This is a genomic window from Nocardia altamirensis NBRC 108246 (assembly GCF_001612685.1).
In the GTDB taxonomy this organism is placed as follows: Bacteria; Actinomycetota; Actinomycetes; order Mycobacteriales; family Mycobacteriaceae; genus Nocardia; species Nocardia altamirensis.
The window spans coordinates 1-23,128 of record NZ_BDAY01000007.1; the positions used below are offsets into that span (position 1 = coordinate 1).

A 23,128-nucleotide genomic window follows, 5' to 3' on the forward strand; every position below is an offset into this window, starting at 1 on the left:
GGATTCTCGCTGCCACGGGCCGGGTATACCGAGATTCGGATTGCGGGGCTGCCGCTTGCTGTGGCCATCGATGAGGTGGTCGGGGGGTGCTGAGGTTGGTGGGGGATACTCGGCGGTGTGCGTGTGGAGATCGTTGTCGAGTCGGTTGGTGGGATGCGGGTTGCTGAGCGGTTCGGGGTGGATCGGGTGGAGTTGTGTGGGGGGCTGGGGGATGGGGGGTTGACGCCTAGTGTCGGGTTGATCGAGGCGGCTGTTGGGGTGGGGGTGCGGACTGAGGTGCATGTGTTGATCAGGCCGCGGCCTGGGGATTTTCGGTATTCGCGGGATGAGATCGCGGTGATGGTGCGGGATATCGAGGCGGCTCGGCGGGCGGGGGCGCGGGGGATCGTGGTGGGGGCGTTGGGGGCGGATGGGCTCGCGGATCCCGCTTGTGCGGAGTTCGTGGCTGCGGCGGAGGGAATCGAGACGACGTTTCATCGCGCCATCGATGTCAGTGCTTCTTCGGAAAAGCTGATGGCGCAGGCCATCTCGCTCGGTTTCACGCGGATACTCACGTCGGGTCGGCAGCCGAATGTGCTCGATGGCGCGCCGGTGATCAAGGATCTGGTGCAGCGGGCGTCCGGTGCGATTCAGGTGATGGCGTGCGGTGGTGTGCGGGCGTCGAATGCGCTGCAGGTCATCGCGGCGACCGGTGTTTCCGATCTGCACGCTGGTGTTCGCGCGCCGGTGCGTGGGGACAGTGGTGGAGGGGTGGTGTCGTTCGCGGGTGTCGGTGTGCCGGAAGGGTTCGATCGGTTCGAGACCGACGCGGACGGGGTCGCTGAGCTGTGTTCGGTGGTCCGCGGCGGCTAGTCCAGGCCCTTCCACGACCATCCGGGAAGCGTGTCGTCGTAGTCGATCCCGCCGAGCACGGTCGACACGCGGTTGGTGACGACCGTGTCGATCGGATAGATGTGGCACAGCAGTGCGGTGATGCGTAGCTGCAGTTGCGTGGTCGCGCCGATGCCGATGCTCGCGGCGAAGAAGGGGGAGTGCCCGGCCGCGGCCAACACGTGGAACGCGTCGACGGTCGGCTCCCAGTCCAACAGGAAGGGTCCTTCGTCTCGTTCGGCGTCGAGAACGAGAGCGAGGTCGTCGGGATGGTGTTCGAGCAGGGTCGGCCAGTCGAGCGGATCGAGGATCTGGGCGACCTCGAGGCCGAATCCGGCTGGGGCCCTGAGCAATTGCGCGGTGGTGTCGCGTAGCCAGTCGGGCACTTCGGTCCCGTCGAGGAATGTTCCGCGCCAACCGTTGTCGCCGTGTGCCCAGCCGATGCGGCAGGCCAGGTGTTGGTAGCGCGCGGTGGCTTGATCGGACCACCGTCCCGCGTATCGCCCGTCGATGTGGCCGCCTTCGATGCGGATTCGATAGATGTCCGCGGCACAGGGCGGACAGTCGCTGCGGTGCCGCACCGCGCCGAATCCGTCGCTCACTATCGTCTCGCCGTCCTCGGTGCGGACAGACCGTGCGGTCGGATCCAGCACCACGATGGGGGATTCGGTGCAGCCTCGCGATGTGAGCGTGATGCGGACCGCCTGGTCCCGAGGCTGGAAATGCCCCGGCTCCAGCCACGGCGATGTCGAAAATGTCGATCTCACGGGTCATTCCTACTCTCGACACGTCATCGGGTGCGAGGGGGTCGCCGTATCGCGCGGGGTCCATACATCGATTTCAGCTGCCGCGCCGGATAACCAGGGGTGGCGCGTAAGGATTCCGTTAGGGTGGATGTCCAAGGTGGTTAGGCGGTGCGGTATTTCGCGATGCCGGTCGCCCCTGCGGAAGGGGACGCGCGGTGCACGTGCTTCGCGACGACAGTGGTACGGGGTTCGAGCTCGTCACCATGACACTGGGCTGGGAGCCGGTGCGCCGGGACCGCTGGTGGGGCGGGGCCGTCCGCGATATCGACATGAACGCGGCCGCGATGCTGTTCAGCGGGGACGGACTGGTGGACGTGGTCTACCACGAGAGCCTGACCTCCCAGGACGGCTCGATCCATCACCTCGGCGACAGCATCACCGGTGAAGGGCCGCGCAAGGCCGACGACGAGATCATCTCGGTGGATCTGACCAGACTGTCGCCCCAGGTGACGACGGTGATCTTTCTCGTAACCACCTACACCGGCCACACTTTCGCCGAGATCGACAACGCCTTCTGCCGCCTGGTGGACAGCGTGTCCGCCACCGAGATCGCCCGCTACGAACTGCACGGCGCATCGCATACGGGACTGGTGATGGGCGCGCTGCGCCGCACCGTCGACGGGGTGTGGGAGTTCCACGAGATCGATGAAGGCATCGCCGCGCAGCATCCGGTCGACGCCGCACCGCTGCTCGGCCGCTACCTGCGCTAGCGCACGGCACAGCGGTCGCCCCGCGCCCGCGAGGGACGCAGGACGACCGCTGGAATCAGGTCAGAGGCGCTGCCACAGGGCCGGCGTGCTCGCCGGGGTCCAGGTGGGGTCGCTGGCGGTGTGGGATTGCAGGCAGCGGTAGCGGGCACCGTCGTAGGTCACGACGTCGCCTGCCTTGTAGGTGCCGCCTGCCTGCCATTGGCCGGGGGCCGGCGTCGTGGTGGTTGGTTGCGGCGTTGTGGTGGTTGGTTGCGGTGTTGTCGTGGTCGGCTGCGGCGTGGTTGTCGTCGGTCTCGGTGTGGTGGTGGGGGTTCCGCCGTTGATATCGAGGTCGATGCAGGCGTAGAAGGCGTTTCCGGTGTCGGCGATGTTCCAGATGGCGAGGAGTTTCTGCCTACCGGTGAAGTTGCCGAGGTCGACATTGTGGGTGACGGTGGCAGGCGGCTGCTGGCCGCGGCCGTCGACGAGGCCGACGCGGGTGCTGCCGATGTAGTACTCCCAGTTGGAAGTCGCATGCCGCGCGGTGTTGGTCCAGGTGAAAGCCGCTGCGCGGCTGACGGATTGCGGTTTCCATCCCTTGTTGTCGTCGTTCAGCTCGGCGAATCTGGACTCGCCGCCGTTGCAACTGCGCAGGCCCTTGGGTCCTTCCACGCTTTGCGGTTCGTATTTGATTGCGCCACACGGGACGAGGTTCTTCGCGCATTGCGCCTGCCGACTGAGCGGCGATGAGACGTAGCCGTGGGCGTTTGCGGTGGCTTGCGGCAGCACGGCGATAAGCAGCGGGGCGAAAGCTACCGCCCCGACGATGGACAGCGTTCGATTTTTCACAAGGTGCTCCTCTAGCTGAGAGAGGACGGTGGTAGCCGGCAAGTCGTCCCACGGACCTGAGCCGAGATATGGTCCGGCGACAGGTCATTTCATCAATTGAGGATTCGACTGTAAAAGCGCGCCGAGTGTTCAATCAAGGGCGTAATTCGACGGAATTCATTGTGCGTGAACGACACTCGAATATTTACTGCGTTGAATTCGGCGCACGAAAAGGCGGGTCTCGGTGCGCGAGACCCACCTTCGATTTCGTGCGGCGTTAACTCAGCGCGACGTCGTCGACGGAGTATTTGCCCTGCCCATACCAGCCGTTGACATAGACCGTGACGGTGGTGGTTTGGGGCCCGGTCGTGAACTTGGTCGAAAGCTGTTTATACGCACCGCCAGTCGACGGCGTCCAGGTGGACGTGTCGTTGGCGGAACCGGTGACGCCGAGGTAGACGTAGCTGCCGTTCACCCACGCCGACAACGTGTATGCCCGGCCGGGTTCCACGGTGACCGTCTGGCTGCACTTGGCGTTGTCGCTGCTGCTCGGCGCACCGGACAGGGCGTTCTTGCCGCCGTGCACCGGACTGCCGACGAGCGAGCCGAGATTGCCGGTGCAGGTCCACGGTGTCAGCGCACCCGCCTCGAAATCACCGTTCACCACACCCTTTCCGCCGGGCGACGGTGTCGTCGTCGGCGGGGTTGTCGTCGTCGACGGTGGCGTGGTCGTTGTCGTCGTCGGCGGCACGGTGGTCGTGGTGGTCGGTGTCGTCGTCGGCGTGGTCGAACAGTTGCTCGGCGCCGAGCCGTTGACGGCGTCGACGACGTGGTTGAACAGCGTGTTCGCCCGATCCAGGTCCATCAGCGAGTACATCATCCCGCCGCCGAGTCCCTTGCAGTGCAGGTAATCCGCCTTGGCCTTGATGGATTGCGGTGAGTCACCGCCCCACCAGTTGGTGCCGTCGTAGAAGTAGGCCGCCTGCGCCGTGGTGTCGTAGAACGTCCTCGACGGATTGTCGACGACGCCCGTGAGTTCCTTGTACATCCGGATGCCAGGCACATTGCCGGACAGCGGGGCACCCTGTGCGGGACCGGTCGCGGGCTGGAAGACACCATTGCTGTTGCCTGCGGGGACGCCGGTCCAGCCGCGGTAGTAGAACGGGAATCCGATGGTCAGTTTCTCCGCCGGGTACCCGCCTGCGATCCCGTACGAGCTGTCGCCCTTGATCCACGCGGAGACCGCCGCGTCGATGTTGTACTTGCCGTTGCCCGGCGGCACCGGCTGCATCGGGTCGTCCGGCCTGCTGTAGATGGGATCCTGGAAGTTGGTCGGTCCCTTCGCATCCCAGGCGCCGTGCATGTCGTAGGTCATCAGGTTGACCAGGTCGAGGTACCGGCCGAGCTTGTCGGTCTCGTAGTGCCGGATCTTGTCCTGGCCCGCTGCCACGGCGGCGGTCAACGCATAGCGCTTTCCGTCGGCGGTGCCTTGCGCGTCGAGTTGGCTGCGGAATTCGGCCGTCAGCAACGTGAAATTGGCCTTGTCGTTCGGCGAGGCGTGATTACCGAGGTGCCCGCCACCGCCCGGGTACTCCCAGTCCAGATCGAATCCGTCGAAGACCCCCTTGCCGGTGCCTGGGCCGCCGTAACCGTTCTGCGAGGGCAGGTTTCCCTTGAGGAACATGTCGATGCAGGAGGAGACGAACTTCTTGCGGGCGGCATCGCTCGCGGAAACATCGGAGAAGAACTTCGAATAGGTCCAGCCGCCGATGGACAGCAGCACCTTGAGCTTCGGGTGCTTCGCCTTGAGTTGCTTGAGCTGCTTGAAGTTTCCGACGATCGGGTCGTTCCATTTATCCGCGGTGCCGTCGACGCTGTTCGACGCGTCGAACGTCTTGCCGTAGTCGGCGTACGAATCACCAGCGCCGTCACCGGCATTCGGGTTGTTCTCGTCCTGGCTCGCCGCCTTGTTCGCCTCGAAGCAGGTCAGGTCGGTCGGGTGAATGTTGGCGAAGCTGTAGTTGAGGTAGTCGAGTTTGGCTGCGGCGCCTGAGGTGTCGACCTGTTTGAGGAAGTAGGCGTTCTGGTAGACCGACCACTGGTCGTAGTAGGCAATTTTGACGCCACCCGACGTCGGTGCCTTCAACGATGCTTGCGCCGGTACGGCGTTGGTCGTCCCGACCAGCGCCATGGATATGCCGATCAGCAGGCTCGCGACGAGCGCGAAGAGTGCCGAATATTTCGCCTTCCACATGGGGGATCCTCCCTGTGGTGTAGTGGGATCTATTGCCGCACAACCCAGGTCGGGTCGTGCGGGTCGTGCTCGCGGGCGATCCGGTGGCGAATAGAGCAGTGCCGACCTGACGGTCAGGCCGGCACTGCTCCCCGGCACGAGCGGTGGTGCGGTTACTTCCAGTCGACCTGGGGGGATCGGTAGAAGTTCATGCCCTGTGCGGTCCAGATCGGACCTTGCTTGGCGAGCCGGACACGGTAGTTGTCCCAGTTATGGGTCGATGCCGGAGACCAACCGATCTCGGCCGCACCGGCCAACCGTGGGAAGGCCAGGTATTCGATATCGGCACTGGTGCGCACCGTCTCGGTCCACAGCGGGGCCTCGACACCGGCGATCTGGTTCTCCGACAGGCCTTGCAGGTAGGTGGCCGGATCCCACGAGTAGGCGTCCTTCACCTCGACGTAGCCCGCCCAGTGCAGGCCGATCGGCGTCTGTGGGTTGTACTTCATGTCGAGGTACGCCTTGTTCGCCGGGGACATCACAATCTTGTTGCCCCGCTTGGCCGCCGCGACCACGTCGGCGTTGCTGGTGGCCGGGTCCCAGTACTGCGGCACGGCCGAGGTCGGCGGGTTCGTCACAACGATGTTGTGCCAGCCCATGATCTTCTTGTCGTACTGGGACAGCATCGGCGAGACCTTGTCGTAGAAGGTCTTGTAGTCGGCGGGTGTGGTGGAGTGCGCCTCGTCGCCGCCGATGTTGAGGTACGGGCCAGGGGTGATCGCCGCCAGCTCCCGGATGACGTCCTCGACGAACTTGTAGGTGATCGGCTTCGGGATGCACAGCGAGCTGTAGCCGACCTCGATATCGGTGCGCGGCGGCACCGGCTTGCCGTCGCAGTTCAGCTCACCGTAGGAGGCCTGCGCTGCGTTGGTGTGGCCGGGCATGTCGACCTCGGGTATCACCGTGATGTGGCGCGAGGCAGCGTAATTGACGATGTCCTTGTACTGCTCCTGGGTGTAGTAGCCGCCGGGATCGCCGCCGACCGCGGTCTTGCCGCCGATCTCGGCGAGCTTGGGCCAGCTCTTGATCTCGATGCGCCAGCCTTGGTCGTCGGTCAGGTGCAGGTGCAGTGTGTTGATCTTGTACTGCGCGATCTGATCGATGTAGCGCTTGACCTGATCGGGCTTGAAGAAGTGCCTGGCCACGTCGAGCATGGCGCTGCGCCAGCCGAAGCGCGGATGGTCGAACACCGTGCCGCCCGAGACGATCCAATCCTGTTTCTGCACAGTTGTTTTATTGATCGCCGACGGGAACAGCTGGCGCAGCGACTGCACGGCCGAGAACAACCCCTTCGGCGTGTTCGCCCACAGGGTGACGCCGTCCTTGGCCACCGTCAGCTGGTAGCCCTCGTCGCCGAGGCGGCGATCGGCGTCGCCGAGCTGCAGGGTGATGCCCGGCCTGCCCTTGTCGTGCCGTTCCACCACCGGCAGTTTGTATCCCGTTGCCGGGCGCAATAATTGGGCGAGGTAGTCGGCGACGCCGCGCGCCTGGTGTTCGGCGCGGATCACGCTGTTGGCGGTCAGCTTGAAGTTGGCCTTAGGGTCGGCCTTCGCCCGCACGGGCACCGGAACGATATCGGTGACACTGCGTTCGAGCGTCGGTGGGTTGTCGGCCATGGCTGGTCCGGCCAAGCCGGGCGCCACCAGGGTTATCAGCCCTAGAATAGTGCCGAATATGAACAGAGAAAAGAGATTCCGCAAGGCGCACCTCCGGTGCACAGATCAGGAAGAGACGCGCACCAGATTACAATTGTCCGTTCCTGAACGTCCAATTGTGTTCAAGTAACGGCTATTTCGATCACAAGTGATCGAAACCGGCCAGCTGGTCCTGTTCTACTGGTGACATTGCACTGAATTACCCAGTTGAACAATGGTTTTGAACTACTCTCATCCCTGCAGAAAGTGGACAGCCATTCATGTTCATGTGGGGAAAATTCCCAATCGACACCTGGAGCTTTTTCGATGACCATGCCGCCGCCCCCTGCGCGCAGTCCTGCCCACCACGCGCAGCACCGGGCTCCTGGCGACATCGACGGACCTCGGGTGCCTTTGTACGCACCGGAATTCGCGGCCGATCCGCACGGCGCCTATCAGGAGATGCGCGCCGCACACGGTTCGCTGGTTCCGGTCGAGCTGGCGCCGGATGTGCCTGCCACCTTGGTGATCGGGTACGGCACGGCGCTGCGCATCTTCAATGATCCCGACCATTTCCCGGCCGATCCGCGAGCCTGGCAGCGCAACGTCGCTGCGGACTGCCCGGTGCTGCCGATGATGCAGTGGCGGCCCAACGCGTTGCGCAGCGCGGGCGCCGAGCACGCGCGGTATCGGCAGACCACAACGGCGGGACTGGACAAGGTCGACCAGTACGGCTTGCACGACACCGTGGCACGGACCGCGCTCCCACTGATCAACGCATTCTGCGCGGACGGTGCCGCGGACCTGGTGCGCCAGTACGCGTTTCCGCTCGCGTTCGCGGTGCTCAACGCCATGCTCGGCTGTCCGGCCGAGATCGCCGAGCATGCCGCGACCGGCATGGCCGCGATCTTCGAGGGTGTCGATGCCGAACGCGGCAACATCATGCTCGTCGGCGCGTTGCAGGAACTGATCCAGCTCAAGCGGATTCAACCCGGTGACGACGTGACCACCAGGATGCTGCAACACCCCGCCGAGCTGAGCGACATCGAGATGGTGCACCAGCTGGCCACGCTGTACGGCGCAGGCATTGAGCCGCAACAGAATCTGATCGTGAACACGCTCCTGCTGATCCTGACCGACGAGCGGTTCGGCGGCAGCGTCCTCGGCGGCAGCCTGTCGACCCGCGACGCGCTCGACGAGGTGCTGTTCAACGATCCGCCGATGGCGAACTTCTGCATCAGCTTTCCGCGGCAGCCCGTGCTGATCGATGATGTCTGGCTGCCTGCCGACCAGCCGGTCGTCATCAGCATGGCCGCCTGCAACACCGACCCGGATATCACCGCGGCACAGCAGTACTCGGGAAATCGCTCGCACCTAGCCTGGGGTGCGGGCCCGCATGTGTGCCCAGCCAGCTCGATGGCGTACCTGATCGCCCAGGACGCCATCGACCAGCTTCTCGACGCACTCCCGGAGATCCGGCTCGCGGTCGCACCCGGCGAACTCACTTGGCGCCCAGGCCCATTCCACCGAGCGGTGACGGCACTACCGGTGGTCTTCCCGGAATCGCCGCCTTTGCCTGTGCTGTAGGGGAGCGATGGCCGGCCCTGCGGCCGGCCATCGCGCGTTGATCAGGCGATATCGAAGCGATCGAGGTTCGTCACCTTGGTCCATGCGGCGACGAAGTCCTCGACGAACTTCTGCTTCGCGTCATCGGTCGCGTAGACCTCGGCGACCGCGCGCAGCTGCGAGTTCGACCCGAAGACCAGGTCGACCCGGCTGCCCGTCCAGGTGGTCGCACCTGTGCCGCGATCGGTGCCGACATAGGTGCCGTCGTCGGCAGGCGACGGCGCCCATTTCGTGCCCATGTCGAGCAGGTTGACGAAGAAGTCGTTGGTCAGCGACTCGGTCTTTGCGGTGAGCACGCCGAGCGCGGACTGCTGATGGTTCGCGCCGAGCACCCGCAGGCCGCCGACGAGGACGGTCATCTCGGGAGCGCTCAGCGTCAGCAGGTTCGCCCGGTCGATCAGCAGGAACTCGGCGGGCAGGCGGTTGCCCTTGCCGAGATAGTTGCGGAAGCCGTCGGCCGACGGCTCCATCGCGGCGAAGGACTCGACGTCGGTCTGCTCCTGCGTGGCGTCGGTGCGGCCCGGGATGAACGGCACCTCGATGTCGTATCCGGCGTTCTCGGCGGCCTGCTCGACTGCCGCGTTGCCCGCCAGCACCACCAGATCGGCGAACGACACCCGGGTGTTCCCGGTCTGGGCGGCGTTGAAGGCATCCTGGATCCGCTCGAGCGTGGGGATCACCACTGCGAGCTGATCCGGCTCGTTGACCTCCCAGCCGCGCTGCGGCTGCAGCCGGATGCGCCCACCGTTGGCGCCGCCGCGCTTGTCGCTGCCACGGAACGACGCGACCGCCGCCCATGTGGTCGAAACAAGCTGTGCGACAGTCAGACCCGAAGACAGGATCTGACTCTTGAGCGCCGCGATATCGGCAGGGCCGATGAGATCGTGCGTCACCGCAGGGACCGGGTCCTGCCACAGCAGCGTCTCCCGGGGAACCAGCGGGCCGAGGTAGCGGACGACCGGGCCCATATCGCGGTGGGTCAGCTTGAACCAGGCCTTGGCGAACTCTTCCGCGAGCTCCTCCGGGTGGTCGAGCCAGCGCCGGGTGATCTGCTCGTAGATGGGGTCGACGCGCAGGGAGAGGTCGGTGGTCAGCATGACCGGGGTGTGCGTCTTCGACGGGTCGTGCGCGTCGGGGACCGTGCCGGTGCCCGCACCGTCCTTGGGGATCCACTGCCACGCACCGGCGGGGCTCTTGGTCTTCTCCCACTCGTAGCCGTACAGGGTCTCGACGAAGGTGTTGTCCCAGGCGCGCGGGGTCGGCGTCCATGCGCCTTCGAGTCCGCTGGTGATCGCGTCGGCGCCGACCCCGGTGCCGAACGTGCTGCGCCAGCCGAGGCCCTGCTCCTCCAGCGGGGCGGCCTCGGGCTCGGGGCCGACGTGATCGGCGGGGCCTGCGCCGTGCGTCTTGCCGAAGGTGTGTCCGCCCGCGATCAGCGCCGCGGTCTCGATGTCGTTCATCGCCATGCGGCGGAATGTCTCGCGGATGTCTCTGGCTGCGGCCAGCGGGTCCGGATTACCGTTGGGGCCTTCCGGATTCACGTAGATCAGGCCCATTTGCACTGCGGCCAAGGGGCTTTCGAGATCGCGCTGGCCGGTGTAGCGCTCGTCGCCGAGCCAGGTCTGCTCTGGACCCCAGTACACGTCTTCCTCCGGCTCCCACTGATCGACGCGGCCGCCGCCGAAGCCGAAGGTGGTGAAGCCCATCGACTCCAGCGCGACGTTGCCCGCGAAGACGATCAGGTCGGCCCAGGAGATCTTCTTGCCGTACTTCTGCTTGACCGGCCACAGTAGGCGGCGGGCCTTGTCCAGGCTCGCATTGTCCGGCCAGCTGTTGAGCGGCGCGAACCGCTGCATGCCTGCGCCTGCGCCACCGCGGCCGTCGTTGACCCGGTAGGTACCGGCGGCGTGCCAGGCCATCCGGATGAAGAACGGTCCGTAGTGGCCGTAGTCGGCGGGCCACCACTCCTGCGAGGTGGTCAGCACCTCTTCGATATCCCGTTGCACCGCAGCGAGATCGAGGGTCTTGAACTCGGCGGCGTAGTCGAACTCCGCACCCATCGGGTTGGCGACGGCGGGGTTCTTCTGCAGGATCCGCAGGTTGAGCTGGTTCGGCCACCAGTCACGGTTGCCGCCGCCCTCGGCCGGGTACTTGAGGCGGCCGGACGCGACAGGGCAACCACTGGCCGCGGGTTCGGTGTTCGCCTCTGCGATGGGCGGGTGTTCCTTGGGCACGGCAATTCCTTTCGGGGGGTGTGATCGGGCTGGATCACGGGTGTGATTGCGACACAACCTGTGTCGAGCAGGCGGGGCATTGGCCCCAATAGATGACTTCTGCCTCGTCGAGGACGAATCCGCTGTCGTCCGATGCGGTCAGGCACGGCGCTGCGCCGACGGCACAGTCGACGTCGGTGATGACGCCGCACGACCGGCAGACGAGGTGATGGTGGTTGTCGCCGACCCGCGTCTCGTAACGCGCCACGGTGCCCATCGGCTGGATGCGCCGGAGCAGCTTCGCGGCGGTCAACGCGCGCAGCACGTCGTATACGGCCTGATGCGACACCGCGCCGAGGGTCTCGCGGACGAGGCCGAGGATCGCATCCGTCTCGGAGTGCGGGTGGTGGTGTACTGCGGAAAGCACCGCTACCCGTGGCGCGGTGACGCGCAGCGCCGCCTCGCGCAGCATGTGCTCGAAGTCCACAGATTTTGACACTTTCAGGATTATTACTGATTCAAGTCTTGATCGGTGGCGGTTTCGGAAATCTCGTCGCTACCTGCAACGCAACGGGCTGGGACCACCCGTTGGGGGTGCTCCCAGCCCGTTGCTTGCTTGTCGAGGTCAGGTGGTGCAGTTCTTCTGCGCGTCGACGCGAACCTTGCGGCCGGTGAACTCCTCGAGGATCGCGATGTTCTCCGGTGCGTAGTTCGTCGCGGTGATCTTGTCGGCGTTCGGGCTGCCGAGCTTGCCCGCGTAGGGCGCGGACTTCTCCAGCCAGTAAGCCGTGCGCAGGAATTGGGTCAGCACCAGGTCGCGCACCTTGGGCTCGTTCTTGATCTTTGCCCAGTAGTCGGCGTGCTTGGTCTTGGCCACGCGCAGGTACAGCAGCAGGTACCGCAGATTGGTTGCGGCGATGTCCCTGGAGTTGCTCGCCCCGATGCCCTTGATGTATTCCTGCACGACCGTGGCCGCGGGCAGGCCCATCAGGCCCGCGTTCAATTCGGCGAACACACCCTGCAGGCGGTAATCGCCCTGCTGGCGGTCCCGCAGGTAGATCCCGTCCATGTCGTCACTGAACTTGTCTTTGATCAACGGCAGGATTTCCTTGCGCGGAAAGCCGCCGTGCAACGGCACTTTGAGCATCTGCTGGGTGGAGTTGATCCACGACGAGGTGTACACATCCCACTCGGTCCTGGCAGCGTCGAGATCCCACATGTGCGTTTCCTCGTGGATCGCCACCATCATCGATTCGGCGAACGACTCGAAATTCTTCTTGTCCACGAACTGGTTCCAGTACGGATCCTTGGCCTGGGCAATGGCCAATTTCTCGCCGCTCGGCCAGCGTCGCTTGTACATGGCTTGCAGGGTCTGCATCCAGTTCGAGGAATTGAAGCGGGCTTTGAGGTCGCTCAGGTCCGCCGTTTGATTGACGGTCTCGGTGTAGCAGTACGGTTCCGCGGGCGCCGCGCGTCCGATGTCGGTTGCCGCGGGGGCTGCCGCGGCGACCGGTTCGAGTCCGACTGAAAGGATTAGACAGGCAGCGAGCGCCGGCAGGCACATACTGACACGTGATTTTCTTAATCCATTGTCGGAAGATAACTTTCGAAGATGCAAGCGTCGCATCGGATCCTCCTCAAGACGGGCGCCGGGGCCCATTCCCGGCCAAATACCCGCCGCGCTCGGAGGTTAGCATCGGCGCAGCGCAACCCGTACTTCCCAGTTGTATTCCGGGACAACAAAAGACAAGTCATCGAGATTTAATTCTGTTGTCCGGCAATGGCATTAGGTGTAGACATTTCAACGGTAGCCAGTTGAACGGAAATCCATCGCGCCCAATCTATCTCGCGATTTACCCTATCCCGGAATCGGCACCCCGTCTGTGAAACTGCACCCGTTCCGGCCGCGGAATTAGTGCAGCTCTACAGAAAGGGCTTGCGGTAGGTGATCAAGTGGCACGGGGTGGTCAGGCGGGGCGTCAGTTCGGGGTACGAGTCTGCGAGCTGTCCGGTGTGTACTGCGGTGTATCCGAGGCGGGTGTACCACTGGGTGAGGAATTCTTTGGACGGGTGCGTCCACTCGCGGGGGACAAGCAACTCGAGTTGCATGCTGCTCGCTCCGGAGTCGCGGCCGCGTTGTTCGGCGAAGCGCACCAGTTCACGGCCGATGCCGAGGCCGCGTCGCTTCGGTGCGGCGGCGAGCATGCCGAATTCACTGACCTCCTGGTCGATTCGGCGAATGCGAACGACCCCGACCAGCTCGTTGTCGAGGTGCGCGACGGTGATCTCGTCGGCACGGATGAGTGCGGCGATGTCGTCGGTGGTGGTCCGGGTGTGGCCGTTGGCCCACAGTCCTTCCTCTGCCACTTCGTAGACCTCGTTGATCAGCGCGACGACCGCGCACACGAGGTCGAAGTCGGCGGCCTGATCCGGGGACAGTGAGGTGATCTGTAGCGGGGATGCGCTGCTCATGTTCCCTGTTTACCCGCGCGGGAGCCGTGTTGCCGACGTGCCACCGAAGTGCTTGGCGGTGTCGGCGGCCAAGCTGCTGAGCATCAATCGCGTGGGGAAGGCGGAGGCCTTGTGGATCAAGCCGAGCCCTGGTTTGGGTTCGTAGGCGAAGCTCCAGGTGAATCGGCAGCCGTTCGGGGTGTCGGCGAGGTGATAGTCCTCCGCGAACGCGCGGAACAGCGGCAGGTTGGCCTGGCGCACGAAGAAGCTGTGGTGGCGGGTGGTGTCGTCCCAGTCGAAGAAGTATTCACGCAGACGGAGGACGCCGCCGGCGAGCTCGATATCGCGGGTCGTCCCGATCCCGTCGATGGGCGAGGTGTATCGCCCAGTGGTGATCAGCTTGCACCAGGTCATCGGCGACTCGGAGGTGAATCCGGCCCACACTCGGCCGCTGTCGACCGGCAGTTCCATCGAATACTTCTCGCGATAGGTCGCGGTATCGAAGAACGTCTTGTCGACGGGCTCTAGCTCGAACCAACGAGTCATCCTGCCGATTCTGCCGGATCGCCTCACCCGTGGTGCGCAGCCGGGGCCGGAATTCGCCACAGCGCGGTGGGGGCGACGCCGTCAGCGCTGGATTCGAAGGTGATCCACTTCCCGTCGGGTGACCAGCTCGGCGCGCCGTCGTACTGATCCGAGGTCGTCACCCGCACCGGTTGACCGGTCCCATCCGTACGCTTCACAAAGATCTGAGCGTGCGGGGCACCGGCATGATCGGAGGAATACACCACCCAGCTCCCGTCCGGTGCGAAGCTCGCGTCGGTGTCCTCGTCCGAGCCACTGGTGAGCGCCGCCGACCCGGTGCCATCCGGAGCAATGGTGCGCAGATCCCAGTCCGCGGAATTCCCGCTGCGCGATTGGTACACGATCCGGTCACCCCGCGGCGACCAATTCGGCTGCCGGTTATCGGTATTGCTGCGCGGCCCGTCGATCACCATGATCGCCTTGCCGCCCGCCGTCGGCACCTTCCAGATGCTCCCGCGCGCACCGGGCCCGCTCTGGTTATCGTTCTCCTGGAACACAATCCAGTTGCCATCGGGCGAGAAGCTCGGCTCGGTGAACCCGCGCGTCCCTTCGTGCGTCGTCACCTGGCGCGGTGGGGGATTCCCCGGCTGCAGCACCCAGATCTCATCCCGGTCGGTGCTGTCGAACGAAAAGGTGATGAGGTCGCGCGGCCCATTCCACGCGGACCCCGGCAGATTGACCGCCGCCTGATCCCCTTCCCGCACCAGCACCTCCGGGGTGCCACCGAAATTCCGCAACCGATTCAGACTTGCGCCGCCGAGGTTGTATCCGTCGAAGAATTCGGTGAACACCAGCGACGTCCCATCCGGGGAGAACGCGGCATTCTGGGCACTCCGTGGATGCATCGGCCGATAGACCAACTCGGCCCCATCGGCCCGAGTCTGCGCAGGCGCGGCGTCCGCCAACCCGGTGCTGGTGACCAGAACAACGAGCGCGACACCGAACGCAACCGATACTTTCTTGATCACCACCTCACGGTAGCCAGAGTCGGGCAGAGCCCGGCGTGCTCGGTCCGCTGTGCGGACCGAGCACAGCGCGTCACGGCACGAGGACCGCTTTGATGGTGCTGCCGGATTTGACGTCGGCGACCGCGGTGTTGATCTGGTGCAGGGGATAGCGGCGGATCAGGCAGTCGAGCGGGAACCGGCCCTGGCGGTAGAGGTTCAGGAGTCGGGGGATGAGGACTGCCGGTGCTTGGTGGCCCATGACGGAGCCGGTGATGGTGCGGCCTTTCAGTAGTTCGAAGACGTTGGCCTGGAGGGCAGCGTCGGGGGCGGTGACGCCGAGGATCGCGGCGGAGCCAAGGGGTGCAAGCACTTTCGCCGCGGTATTCATGACGGCGAGGACACCGGTGGATTCGATGCTGTAGTCGACGCCGCGGCCGTCGGTGAGGTCGTCGATCGCGGCGGCGCTGTCGACGGTGCTGGCGTCGATGGTGTCGGTGGCACCCAGTTCTGTTGCCAGGGTCAGTCTTTCGGGGATTCGGTCGATCACGATGATGCGGGTGGCTCCCACCGCGATCGCGGCCATCATGGCGCTCAGGCCGACTGCGCCCGCGCCGAAGATCGCTACCGTGCTGCCCGCCTGCACGCGCAGTGAGTTCAGGACGGCGCCCGCTCCGGTGATCACGCCGCAGCCCATCGGCGCGAGCACCTCGAGCGGGATGTCGGCGTCGACCTTGACCAGTCCCCGAGGGTGCGCCAAACCGTGAGTGGCGTGCGAGGATTGGCCGAAGAAGTGGTCGTGCACCGGTGCGCCCTCGGCATCGCGCAGGCCGACCGAGCCGTCGGCGCGGCGCGCGTGGAAATTCAGCGCGATGTGGTCGACGCAGTACGCGGGCTGCCCGGCCAGGCAGTGCGCGCACCGACCGCACGAATCCAGACTGAGCAGGACCCGATCGCCGGGTTCGAAGCCGGTGACCGCCGCACCGACCGCGGCGACGACACCTGCACCTTCGTGCCCGAGGACCACCGGCCGCGGCGTGGGGACAGTGCCGCGCGCGGCCTCGAGATCGGTGTGGCACAGGCCTGCCGCGACATACCGGATCAGCACTTCGTCGGGTCGTGGATCTTCCAGTTCCAGCTGCTCGACACTGAATTCGTCGGCGCCGTCCCGCGCGACGGACGCGGTGACGGTCGTCATGCGGGCACCTTCCGGCCGAGGATGAGGTCGGCGGCCTTCTCCGCGATCATGACGGTCGGACCGTTGGTGTTGGCGCTCGGCAGCGTCGGCATCACCGATGCGTCGACGACGCGCAGGCCGAGCAGCCCGTGCACGCGCAGTTCCGGATCGACGACGGAGTGCGCGTCCAGACCCATCTTGGCCGTGCCGACCTGGTGGTGCCCGCTGACCACGGTCGCCCTGGCGTGATCGCGAAGTTGCTCGCGGGTGCGCACCGCCGCGCCCGGAATCGCTTCGCCGTCAGTCCATTCCCGCAGCGCGTCCTGGGTGGCGATGTCGCGCAACATCTCCAGGTTGTCGACGAGCGTCTCCAGGTCGCGGGGATCGGCGAACACCCGGGGATCGAGAATCGGAGCGACGGTGGGATCGGCGGAGCGCAAACGCAATTCGCCGCGACTGTACGGGTGCAGAATCTGCGCGACGGCGGAGAAGCCCTGGCGCGGCAGCTCGACATTCGGCAGCGGGTACACCCAGGACAGGAAGATCGGCTGGACGTCCGGCGCGATCAGCCCGTTGATCGTGGTGCTGAAGAAGTGCGCCTCCAATCCCTGTGCGGCCCACGCGGGCGACTCCTGCTTGGAGTGCCAGATCAGCGGGCTCGACCAGTGGTCCTGCAGGTTCTGTCCGATACCTGGCAGATCGACACGGACACGCAGCCCCAGCGACCGCAACTGCTCGGCCGGGCCGACACCGGACAGCATCAGCAGCTGCGGCGAGCCGAAAACACCTGCGGACAGGATGATTTCGGATTCGGCGTAGGCGGTGTTGAGCTGCCCGTCGCGCAGGTACTCCACGCCGATGGCGCGGTCTTCGTCGAACAGCACCCGCGTCGTCTGTGCGCCGGTGACCACGGTGAGGCCGGGATCATCCTGGATCGGCTTGCCGTACCCGACCCAGGTGCTCTGGCGCTTGCCGTCCCTGATGGTGTGCTGGGTGTAGCTGACGCCGGTGCTGTCACCGCTGTTGTAGTCGTCGTTGAACGGCAGTCCGTACTCCTGCGCGGCCAGCACCCACGCCTGGACCAGCGGATCCGGGCCGGGGTTGCGCTGCACGTACAGCGGGCCGTCGGTGCCGCGGCCCGCGCTCGCGTCGCCGAAATGCTCCAGCTTGCGGAAGTAGGGTTCCACCCCCGGCCAGCTCCAGCCCGCCGCGCCTTGGAACGCCCACGCGTCGTAGTCGGCGGGCACGCCGCGCACGTAGATCATGCCGTTGAAGGCACTGCTGCCGCCGAGCGTCTTGCCCCGCGGCCACGGCAGGCGGCGCCCGTCCGCGTAGGTCTGCGGTTCGGTGGTGAACGCCCAATCGACGTCGCTGCCCCACAGCTCGATGGAGCGGGTCGGGTCATGGATGGCCGGATTGCTATCTGCCGGGCCCGCTTCCAACAGCAGCACCCGGTGGCCTGCGTCGACCAGGCGGCGGGCGAGTACCACGCCCGCCGACCCGGCGCCGACCACGATGTAGTCGTGATTCACGGGCTGTCCTATCGCGCGATCGCGGCGGCTGCGGTTTCGATCACGTCGACGACGGCCTGTGGCTGCGACAGTGCGATCGCGTGGCTGCCTGCGTGTTCGACGATGGTGGCCTTGGCCCGGGTGGCCATCTCACGTTGTCCGGCCGGGGGAATCATCCGATCGTCGTTGGCGATCAGTGCCCAGCTCGGCAGCGTCTTCCATGCGGGCTCGGCGCTCGGCTCGGCGAAGACGCCCGCAGCGACCGGGCGCTGGCTCGCGCCGAGGACCTTGGCCTCTTTGGCCGGGAGGTCCTGGGCGAAGAACTCGGGGAACTTGTCGGGGGCAACGACCAGTTCGGGGGCCGTGCCTTTGCCGTCGGGCAGCGGATACATGTGCGGCACCGAGATCTTGCTTGCCGGGCCACCGAAGCGGCCATCGAGCAGGCCGAGCGGTTCGCCCTGATCGGGCGCGAACGCGGCGACGTAGACCAGCCCGGCCGCGTTCGGCGAACCCGTTGCGGCATTGGTGATTACGGCGCCGCCGTAGGAGTGACCGACCAGGAGCGTCTTGCCCGGCATCGCGTCGAGGATGCTGCGAATGTAGGCGGAGTCGTAGGCGAGGCCGCGCAACGGCACCGCCGCGGCGGTGACCTGGTACCCGTCCTGTTGCAGTCGTTCGGCGACCCTGACCCAGCTGGAGCCGTCGGCGAACGCGCCGTGCACCAGCAATACGGCCGGCTTGTTCGCGGGCTGCTCCGTGCGAACGTCGTTGTCGGCTTTGGCAGCACATGCGGTCGTCGCGGTCATACCCAATGCCAGCGCAGTCAACAGCACGCCGCGCAGCACCCGCGATGATCCCTTGTTGCTCATCAGTTCCTTGTCTCGAATCCGGTGCGCGGGCCCTGCCGCCCGCACCATGGTTCTCACCTTGGTCGCGATGCTCAACGACGACTGAACGTCCGCCGAACGCGCTGCTCAGAATCGGACACAGGTCGGTTCGACGTACACGGGCTACGAGAATTCGTACGCAGGTACCTACCGATTGGTTCGGCACCGTTGCGCATAATGCACTACCAACGCGGTAAGCCTGGCTTAAGACACCGTGCGGTCGGTCGAACTCGGCGCCCGGAATCCCGTACTGACCTGCGGTTCAACTGTTTCTACCCGGTAAGAATCGGCGGGCAGAGCCGACTGCTCGTGCGCCGCAGGTTTCGCCCGAAACATGTTGGAGCGCAACACGTGCGATCGGTGCCGCCGCGGTGGCCGGGCGACTCGCCGACAACGACGGAAACGGCGTCAGAAGTGTCGGATAGCCCACAGTTCAAGGCTCGAGTGCGGCGGACGTGGCATAGTGTCTATCGAGACTGAGCTCGTCGAAGTGATTTGCTCGGCTCACCTACAGAAAAGAAGTTGCAAAAAACATGGCTCAAGGCAGTGTGAAGTGGTTCAACGGCGAAAAGGGCTTCGGCTTTATCGCTCAAGACGGAGGCGGCCCTGACGTCTTCGTGCATTACTCGGCGATCGGCGGCTCGGGGTTCAAGAGCCTCGACGAGGGCCAGCGTGTGGAGTTCGAGATCGGCCAGGGCCAGAAGGGTCCGCAGGCCCAGGACGTCCGCGCTATCTGATCCAGCGTGACTTGTAGCGGCCCCGCACCGAAAGGTGCGGGGCCGCTTGCGTTATTCCGGTGCGGCCGCGGCGGTTTCGTGCACCGAGCGCCACTGGTAGCCGTGGTCGGCGACATCGAGGACCGCGGTGACGAGGCGGCGGCTGTACAGTTCTGCCGGCATCGCGGAGCGATTCGATGAGGGGTGGTGGTCGGGCGACGGGTGGGCCTGGCGGTTCACGGCGGTGAAGCGGGCGACGACGATGCTGGCGCCGGTGGCGATCTCCTGCACCTCGGTGATCTCGATGGTCAGATCGGGCTGGGTGTTGCGAGCCGACCACACGCCGGCAAGCAGCGCGTCCCGGTCGAAGACCTGACCGGTCGTGGTCACCGCGGAGAAGTCCTCGTGCAGCGCGTTGGCGAACCGGTCGAAGACCTTGGGTGCGGCGTTGGTGCCCATCCACTCGGCGAGGTCCGAATGCAGGGCGTCGATCACGTCGGGCAGCAGGGGGTGTGCGGGCATTGCGGCTATCTCGATCTCGATCGGTGCTCGCGAACGGGGTGGGGCGTCGGCCGGTTACCGCGCGCGGAACACGACGATGCCGGGGATCGTCCGCAGATAATCGGCGAAGGGGGAGTCGACGACCTTGTTGTTCTCGACGAGTGAGGACGCGTTGCGGAAGACGGGCCCGTTCGGTGTCATGACGAAGATGCCGACGTGCGTGACGTCAAGGCCTGCCTCGGTGGTGTAGGCGCCGATGTAGTCGCCGGTGCGCAACTGCCCGACGACGCTCTGATCAACGGTGCCGCTGGGCAGGTAGCTGATCGAGCGGTCGACCACGGGCACTCCCGGCAGGTAGGTTCCGCCGTCGGCTTTGGCGTTGAGGTGCTTGGCGACGGTCACCGCGGCCGGACTCAGCGCGGTGGTGATGTCGTCGGCGGCAACCTTGGGGGTGTGCGCCCAATCGCTGAAGAAGTGCTTGCGCTGCCGGAATTCGACGCGCCCCTCGGTGTACCTGGTGTCGATCAGGTTCGCCACGAACTGGTCCCGACTGGTCGACCGGCTGAGCGCCTCGACGTAGTCGAGGTAGGTGAAGCAATCCACCCGCCGGAAGTCGACGACCAGCTGTTCCGGCTGTGTCGCCGACCCGACGAGCATGTTCGCCTGATACGGCGTTCCGAGGAACCGCGCCGACAGCATCTCGATCAGCTCGCCTTTGCCGCGCCCGCCCGATGCCGCCCGCAGCGCCACCGACTCGTCGATCTGCCGCGCGGTGACCTCATCGATGGTCGCCGCGGCGGGCGCACCGTGCGCCACGGGCAGCGTCACACCACCGAGGATGGCCAACACGACGAGCAATACACGAGCAATGATGCGCAAAACGCCTCCAGCAGTCGGTCGATGCACTAGATCGACCTCTACCGTAGGTGACCGGCCCGAGATCAGCGATCCGTTGTCCCGGTGCCAGGCGCGATAACTCGGTTGCGACCGGTCCGGCATGGTGTTGCACTCGTGCAATGCGCCCATTTCGGATCCAGGTGCCGGAGCAGGAGCTCACGGATCTCCGTGCCCGGCTCAGATCCACCCGCTGGCCGGAGCGGGAAACCGTCGACGATTGGTCGCAGGGCGTCCCCTTGGCCTACGTGCGTGAACTGTGCGCGTATTGGGCTGAGCAGTACGACTGGCGCGCGACCGAGGCCAGGCTGAACGCGGTCCCGAACCTGCGCACCGAGATCGACGGACTCGGCATCCATGTCGTCCATGTGCGCTCGCCGGAACCGGAGGCGTTGCCGCTCGTCCTGACGCACGGCTGGCCGGGTTCGATCGTCGAGTTCGGCAAAGTGATCGGGCCGCTGACCGACCCGGCCCGCTACGGCGGGGATCCGGCCGATGCCTTCCATCTGGTCTGTCCCTCGCTGCCCGGCTACGGGTTCAGCGACCGGCCTGCCGAGCCGGGCTGGGGCATCGACCGGATCGCGGACGCGTGGGCCGAGCTGATGAGCCGCCTCGACTACCGCCGCTACGGTGCCGCGGGTGGCGATTGGGGCACGAGCATCAGCACCCGGCTCGCGCAACGGGACCAAGCGCATGTCGTCGGAATTCACCTCGTCCCGCCGCTTGCGCCGCCCGATCCGACCACCTTCGACGACCTCACCGACGCCGAACGCGCCGCACTCCGCACGCTCGAACACGCCGCCCGCTGGGAAATCGGCTACTCGCGGATGCATGCGACCAGGCCGCAGACCGCAGGCTACGGGTTGGTGGATTCCCCTGCGGCACTGTGTGCTTGGATCATCGAGAAGTTCTGGTCGTGGACCGACTGTGCCGGACATCCGGAGAACGCGCTCACCCGTGACGAACTGCTCGACAACCTGATGCTGTACTGGCTCAACGGAACCGGCGCTTCGGCCGCCCGGCTCTACTGGGAGAGCATCGCGCAGGTCGACGAGTGGATCACCGGATCGGTGACCGAGACGGTGCACGTGCCGACCGGCTGCTCGGTGTTCCCCAAGGAGATCATGCGGCCGTCCAGGCGTTGGGCGGCACAACGTTTCACCGATATCCGCTATTGGAACGAGCCACCGCGCGGCGGTCATTTCGCGGCGTTCGAGCAGCCGGAATTGTTCGTCGACGACGTGCGTGCGTTCTTCCGTCTCGTCCGCTGACTACAGCGAACCATCAGGTCTAGGTGTTCGCACCTGAGTAGATCGCGTCGTAGATCTCGACGATCTCCTCGGCCGTCGGCACTCGGGGGTTGTTGCCGGGCGAGCCCGAGGCGATGGCTTGTTCGGCCATGAGGTCGAGGCGAGAATTCCAGTCCGCCTCGGCGATGCCGTAACTGCGTGGGGTCGGGACGTGCACGTCGTGGCACAGCTGCTCGAGTTCATCGGCCAGCGCTGCGGCCGCGACGTCGTCGGAGGAGGTGTCGGCGACGATGCGCATGGCCCGCGCGCAGTCGGCGTATCGGCCGACGGCCGCCTCGAGGGAGAACCGGGTGACCGCGGGCAGCAGCATGGCGTTGGACAGTCCGTGCGCCACGTGAAAATGACCGCCGATCGGACGGCTCATGCCGTGCACGAGCGCAACACTGGAGTTGGAGAACGCCATACCGGCCTGCATGGACGCCAACATCATCGCCTCGCGTGCGTCCCGGTCGTCGCCGTCGCGGTAGGCCCGGCGCAGATGGCTGGCGATGGTGCGCATCGCCGCAAGAGCCAACCCGTCGCTGAATCCGTTCCGGCGTCGGCTGACGTACGCCTCGATCGCGTGGGTCAACGCGTCGACGCCGGTGTCGGCGGTCAGTCGGGGCGGCATCGACATCGTGAGTTCGAAATCGATGATCGTCGCGATCGGCAGAAACGACTGCCCGGGGCACAGCATCTTCTCGTCGGTCGCACTGTCGGTGATCACCGAGAACTGCGTCGCCTCCGACCCGCTCCCCGCTGTCGTCGGCACCGCGATGATCGGCAGTGCCGGTCCGGTGTAGACGCGCGGCGCCTTGTATGACCCCATTTCGCCGCCGCTGGCGCTCAACACGGCCAAAGCCTTGGCGGTGTCCATCGGGCTGCCACCACCGAACCCGATCACCGCGTCCGCGTCGTGCGAGCGGATCGTTTCCAGCCCGGCGGCAAGGGAATCCGTGGTGGGATCGGGCACCGTCTTGTCGAACACGGCGGCGTCGATGCCTTCCTTGCTCAGGATTTCTACCAGGCGGCTGGTGTGTCCTCGGCCGGTCAGGAACGCATCCGTCACCAGGACCGGCCGGGTGATGGCCAGTTGGGCAACAACGGAGCCCAGTTCCTCCACGGCACCTGCGCCGATCCGGAGGAAACGGGGGAGGGCGATGCTCGTGCTCATAACACCATGCTTGTTGCTCATATCTGCACGGAGCAATGCT

Annotated in this window: 21 protein-coding genes; 5 read left to right on the forward strand and 16 right to left on the reverse strand. The window is 65.6% G+C overall.

Features of this window, described 5'->3' with window-relative positions; genetic code table 11:
- The first annotated feature begins 123 nt into the window (after positions 1–123).
- A complete protein-coding gene (locus tag NA11_RS03520) occupies positions 124–852 on the forward strand; it encodes a copper homeostasis protein CutC (RefSeq protein ID WP_084654042.1) in 729 nt (242 codons plus the stop codon).
- Here the strand turns inward: NA11_RS03520 and NA11_RS03525 are convergent.
- Positions 849–1,637, reverse strand: a complete 789-nt coding sequence (locus NA11_RS03525) for a hypothetical protein (protein ID WP_141717384.1) — start codon at positions 1,635–1,637, stop codon at positions 849–851. The genes NA11_RS03520 and NA11_RS03525 overlap by 4 nt on opposite strands.
- A gap of 194 nt (positions 1,638–1,831) precedes the next feature.
- Here NA11_RS03525 and NA11_RS03530 point away from each other — a divergent pair, with 194 nt between their 5' ends.
- Positions 1,832–2,386, forward strand: coding sequence for a TerD family protein (locus NA11_RS03530; protein ID WP_245745703.1), 555 nt, complete (start codon positions 1,832–1,834; stop codon positions 2,384–2,386).
- Between the two features lie 60 nt (positions 2,387–2,446).
- Here the strand turns inward: NA11_RS03530 and NA11_RS03535 are convergent, their stop codons facing one another.
- The 3 genes from NA11_RS03535 to NA11_RS03545 form a co-directional block, all read right to left on the reverse strand.
- A complete protein-coding gene (locus NA11_RS03535; RefSeq protein WP_069160275.1) occupies positions 2,447–3,214 on the reverse strand; it encodes a lytic polysaccharide monooxygenase in 768 nt (255 codons plus the stop codon).
- A 256-nt stretch (positions 3,215–3,470) separates the two neighbouring features.
- Entirely contained in the window at positions 3,471–5,447 is a 1,977-nt protein-coding gene (locus tag NA11_RS03540) for a glycosyl hydrolase family 18 protein (RefSeq protein WP_069160276.1), read from the reverse strand.
- Positions 5,448–5,599: 152 nt separating this feature from the next.
- A complete protein-coding gene (locus tag NA11_RS03545) occupies positions 5,600–7,102 on the reverse strand; it encodes a beta-N-acetylhexosaminidase (protein WP_084654044.1) in 1,503 nt (500 codons plus the stop codon).
- Positions 7,103–7,447: 345 nt separating this feature from the next.
- On the opposite strand from NA11_RS03545, the gene NA11_RS03550 reads away from it, so the two are divergent.
- Positions 7,448–8,707 (forward strand): cytochrome P450 family protein, encoded by a 1,260-nt coding sequence (locus NA11_RS03550; protein ID WP_069160277.1) that lies wholly within the window; start codon positions 7,448–7,450, stop codon positions 8,705–8,707.
- 41 nt (positions 8,708–8,748) lie between these two features.
- Here the strand turns inward: NA11_RS03550 and katG are convergent, their stop codons facing one another.
- The 9 genes from katG to NA11_RS03595 all read right to left on the reverse strand — a co-directional run bounded on the left by katG (position 8,749) and on the right by NA11_RS03595 (position 18,544).
- Positions 8,749–10,980 (reverse strand): catalase/peroxidase HPI, encoded by a 2,232-nt coding sequence (katG, locus tag NA11_RS03555; protein ID WP_069160278.1) that lies wholly within the window; start codon positions 10,978–10,980, stop codon positions 8,749–8,751.
- Positions 10,981–11,014: 34 nt separating this feature from the next.
- Positions 11,015–11,431 carry a Fur family transcriptional regulator gene (locus NA11_RS03560; protein WP_069160419.1) on the reverse strand — a complete coding sequence of 139 codons (417 nt, stop codon included), beginning with the start codon at positions 11,429–11,431 and terminating at the stop codon, positions 11,015–11,017.
- A 153-nt stretch (positions 11,432–11,584) separates the two neighbouring features.
- Entirely contained in the window at positions 11,585–12,586 is a 1,002-nt protein-coding gene (locus tag NA11_RS03565; RefSeq protein WP_245745704.1) for a hypothetical protein, read from the reverse strand.
- Between the two features lie 296 nt (positions 12,587–12,882).
- On the reverse strand, positions 12,883–13,431 hold the full coding sequence (locus NA11_RS03570) for a GNAT family N-acetyltransferase (protein ID WP_069160279.1): 549 nt from the start codon (positions 13,429–13,431) through the stop codon (positions 12,883–12,885).
- 9 nt (positions 13,432–13,440) lie between these two features.
- Entirely contained in the window at positions 13,441–13,956 is a 516-nt protein-coding gene (locus NA11_RS03575; RefSeq protein ID WP_069160280.1) for an SRPBCC family protein, read from the reverse strand.
- A gap of 23 nt (positions 13,957–13,979) precedes the next feature.
- On the reverse strand, positions 13,980–14,963 hold the full coding sequence (locus NA11_RS03580; RefSeq protein ID WP_245745705.1) for a TolB family protein: 984 nt from the start codon (positions 14,961–14,963) through the stop codon (positions 13,980–13,982).
- Positions 14,964–15,033: 70 nt separating this feature from the next.
- Positions 15,034–16,137, reverse strand: a complete 1,104-nt coding sequence (locus tag NA11_RS03585) for an NAD(P)-dependent alcohol dehydrogenase (protein WP_069160281.1) — start codon at positions 16,135–16,137, stop codon at positions 15,034–15,036.
- The gene (locus NA11_RS03590) at positions 16,134–17,648 is read right to left on the reverse strand and encodes a GMC family oxidoreductase (RefSeq protein WP_245745706.1); all 1,515 of its coding nucleotides are present in this window, start codon (positions 17,646–17,648) and stop codon (positions 16,134–16,136) included. The genes NA11_RS03585 and NA11_RS03590 overlap by 4 nt, the downstream gene beginning before the upstream one ends.
- An 8-nt stretch (positions 17,649–17,656) precedes the next feature.
- Positions 17,657–18,544, reverse strand: coding sequence for an alpha/beta fold hydrolase (locus tag NA11_RS03595; RefSeq protein WP_245745707.1), 888 nt, complete (start codon positions 18,542–18,544; stop codon positions 17,657–17,659).
- A gap of 503 nt (positions 18,545–19,047) precedes the next feature.
- On the opposite strand from NA11_RS03595, the gene NA11_RS03600 reads away from it, so the two are divergent.
- A complete protein-coding gene (locus NA11_RS03600; protein WP_069160283.1) occupies positions 19,048–19,251 on the forward strand; it encodes a cold-shock protein in 204 nt (67 codons plus the stop codon).
- A 51-nt stretch (positions 19,252–19,302) separates the two neighbouring features.
- On the opposite strand, the gene NA11_RS03605 is transcribed toward NA11_RS03600, so the two are convergent.
- Together NA11_RS03605 and NA11_RS03610 are read right to left on the reverse strand one after the other, a co-directional pair.
- Entirely contained in the window at positions 19,303–19,752 is a 450-nt protein-coding gene (locus tag NA11_RS03605; protein ID WP_069160284.1) for a DUF4440 domain-containing protein, read from the reverse strand.
- Between the two features lie 54 nt (positions 19,753–19,806).
- The gene (locus tag NA11_RS03610) at positions 19,807–20,559 is read right to left on the reverse strand and encodes a DUF1460 domain-containing protein (RefSeq protein ID WP_245745708.1); all 753 of its coding nucleotides are present in this window, start codon (positions 20,557–20,559) and stop codon (positions 19,807–19,809) included.
- 188 nt (positions 20,560–20,747) lie between these two features.
- Between NA11_RS03610 and NA11_RS03615 the strand changes: the two genes are divergently transcribed.
- Positions 20,748–21,896 (forward strand): epoxide hydrolase family protein, encoded by a 1,149-nt coding sequence (locus tag NA11_RS03615; protein ID WP_069160286.1) that lies wholly within the window; start codon positions 20,748–20,750, stop codon positions 21,894–21,896.
- A 19-nt stretch (positions 21,897–21,915) separates the two neighbouring features.
- Here NA11_RS03615 and NA11_RS03620 read toward each other — a convergent pair whose 3' ends face one another.
- Positions 21,916–23,088: an iron-containing alcohol dehydrogenase gene (locus NA11_RS03620; RefSeq protein ID WP_069160287.1), complete on the reverse strand. Its 1,173-nt coding sequence runs from the start codon at positions 23,086–23,088 to the stop codon at positions 21,916–21,918.
- Positions 23,089–23,128: the final 40 nt, after the last annotated feature.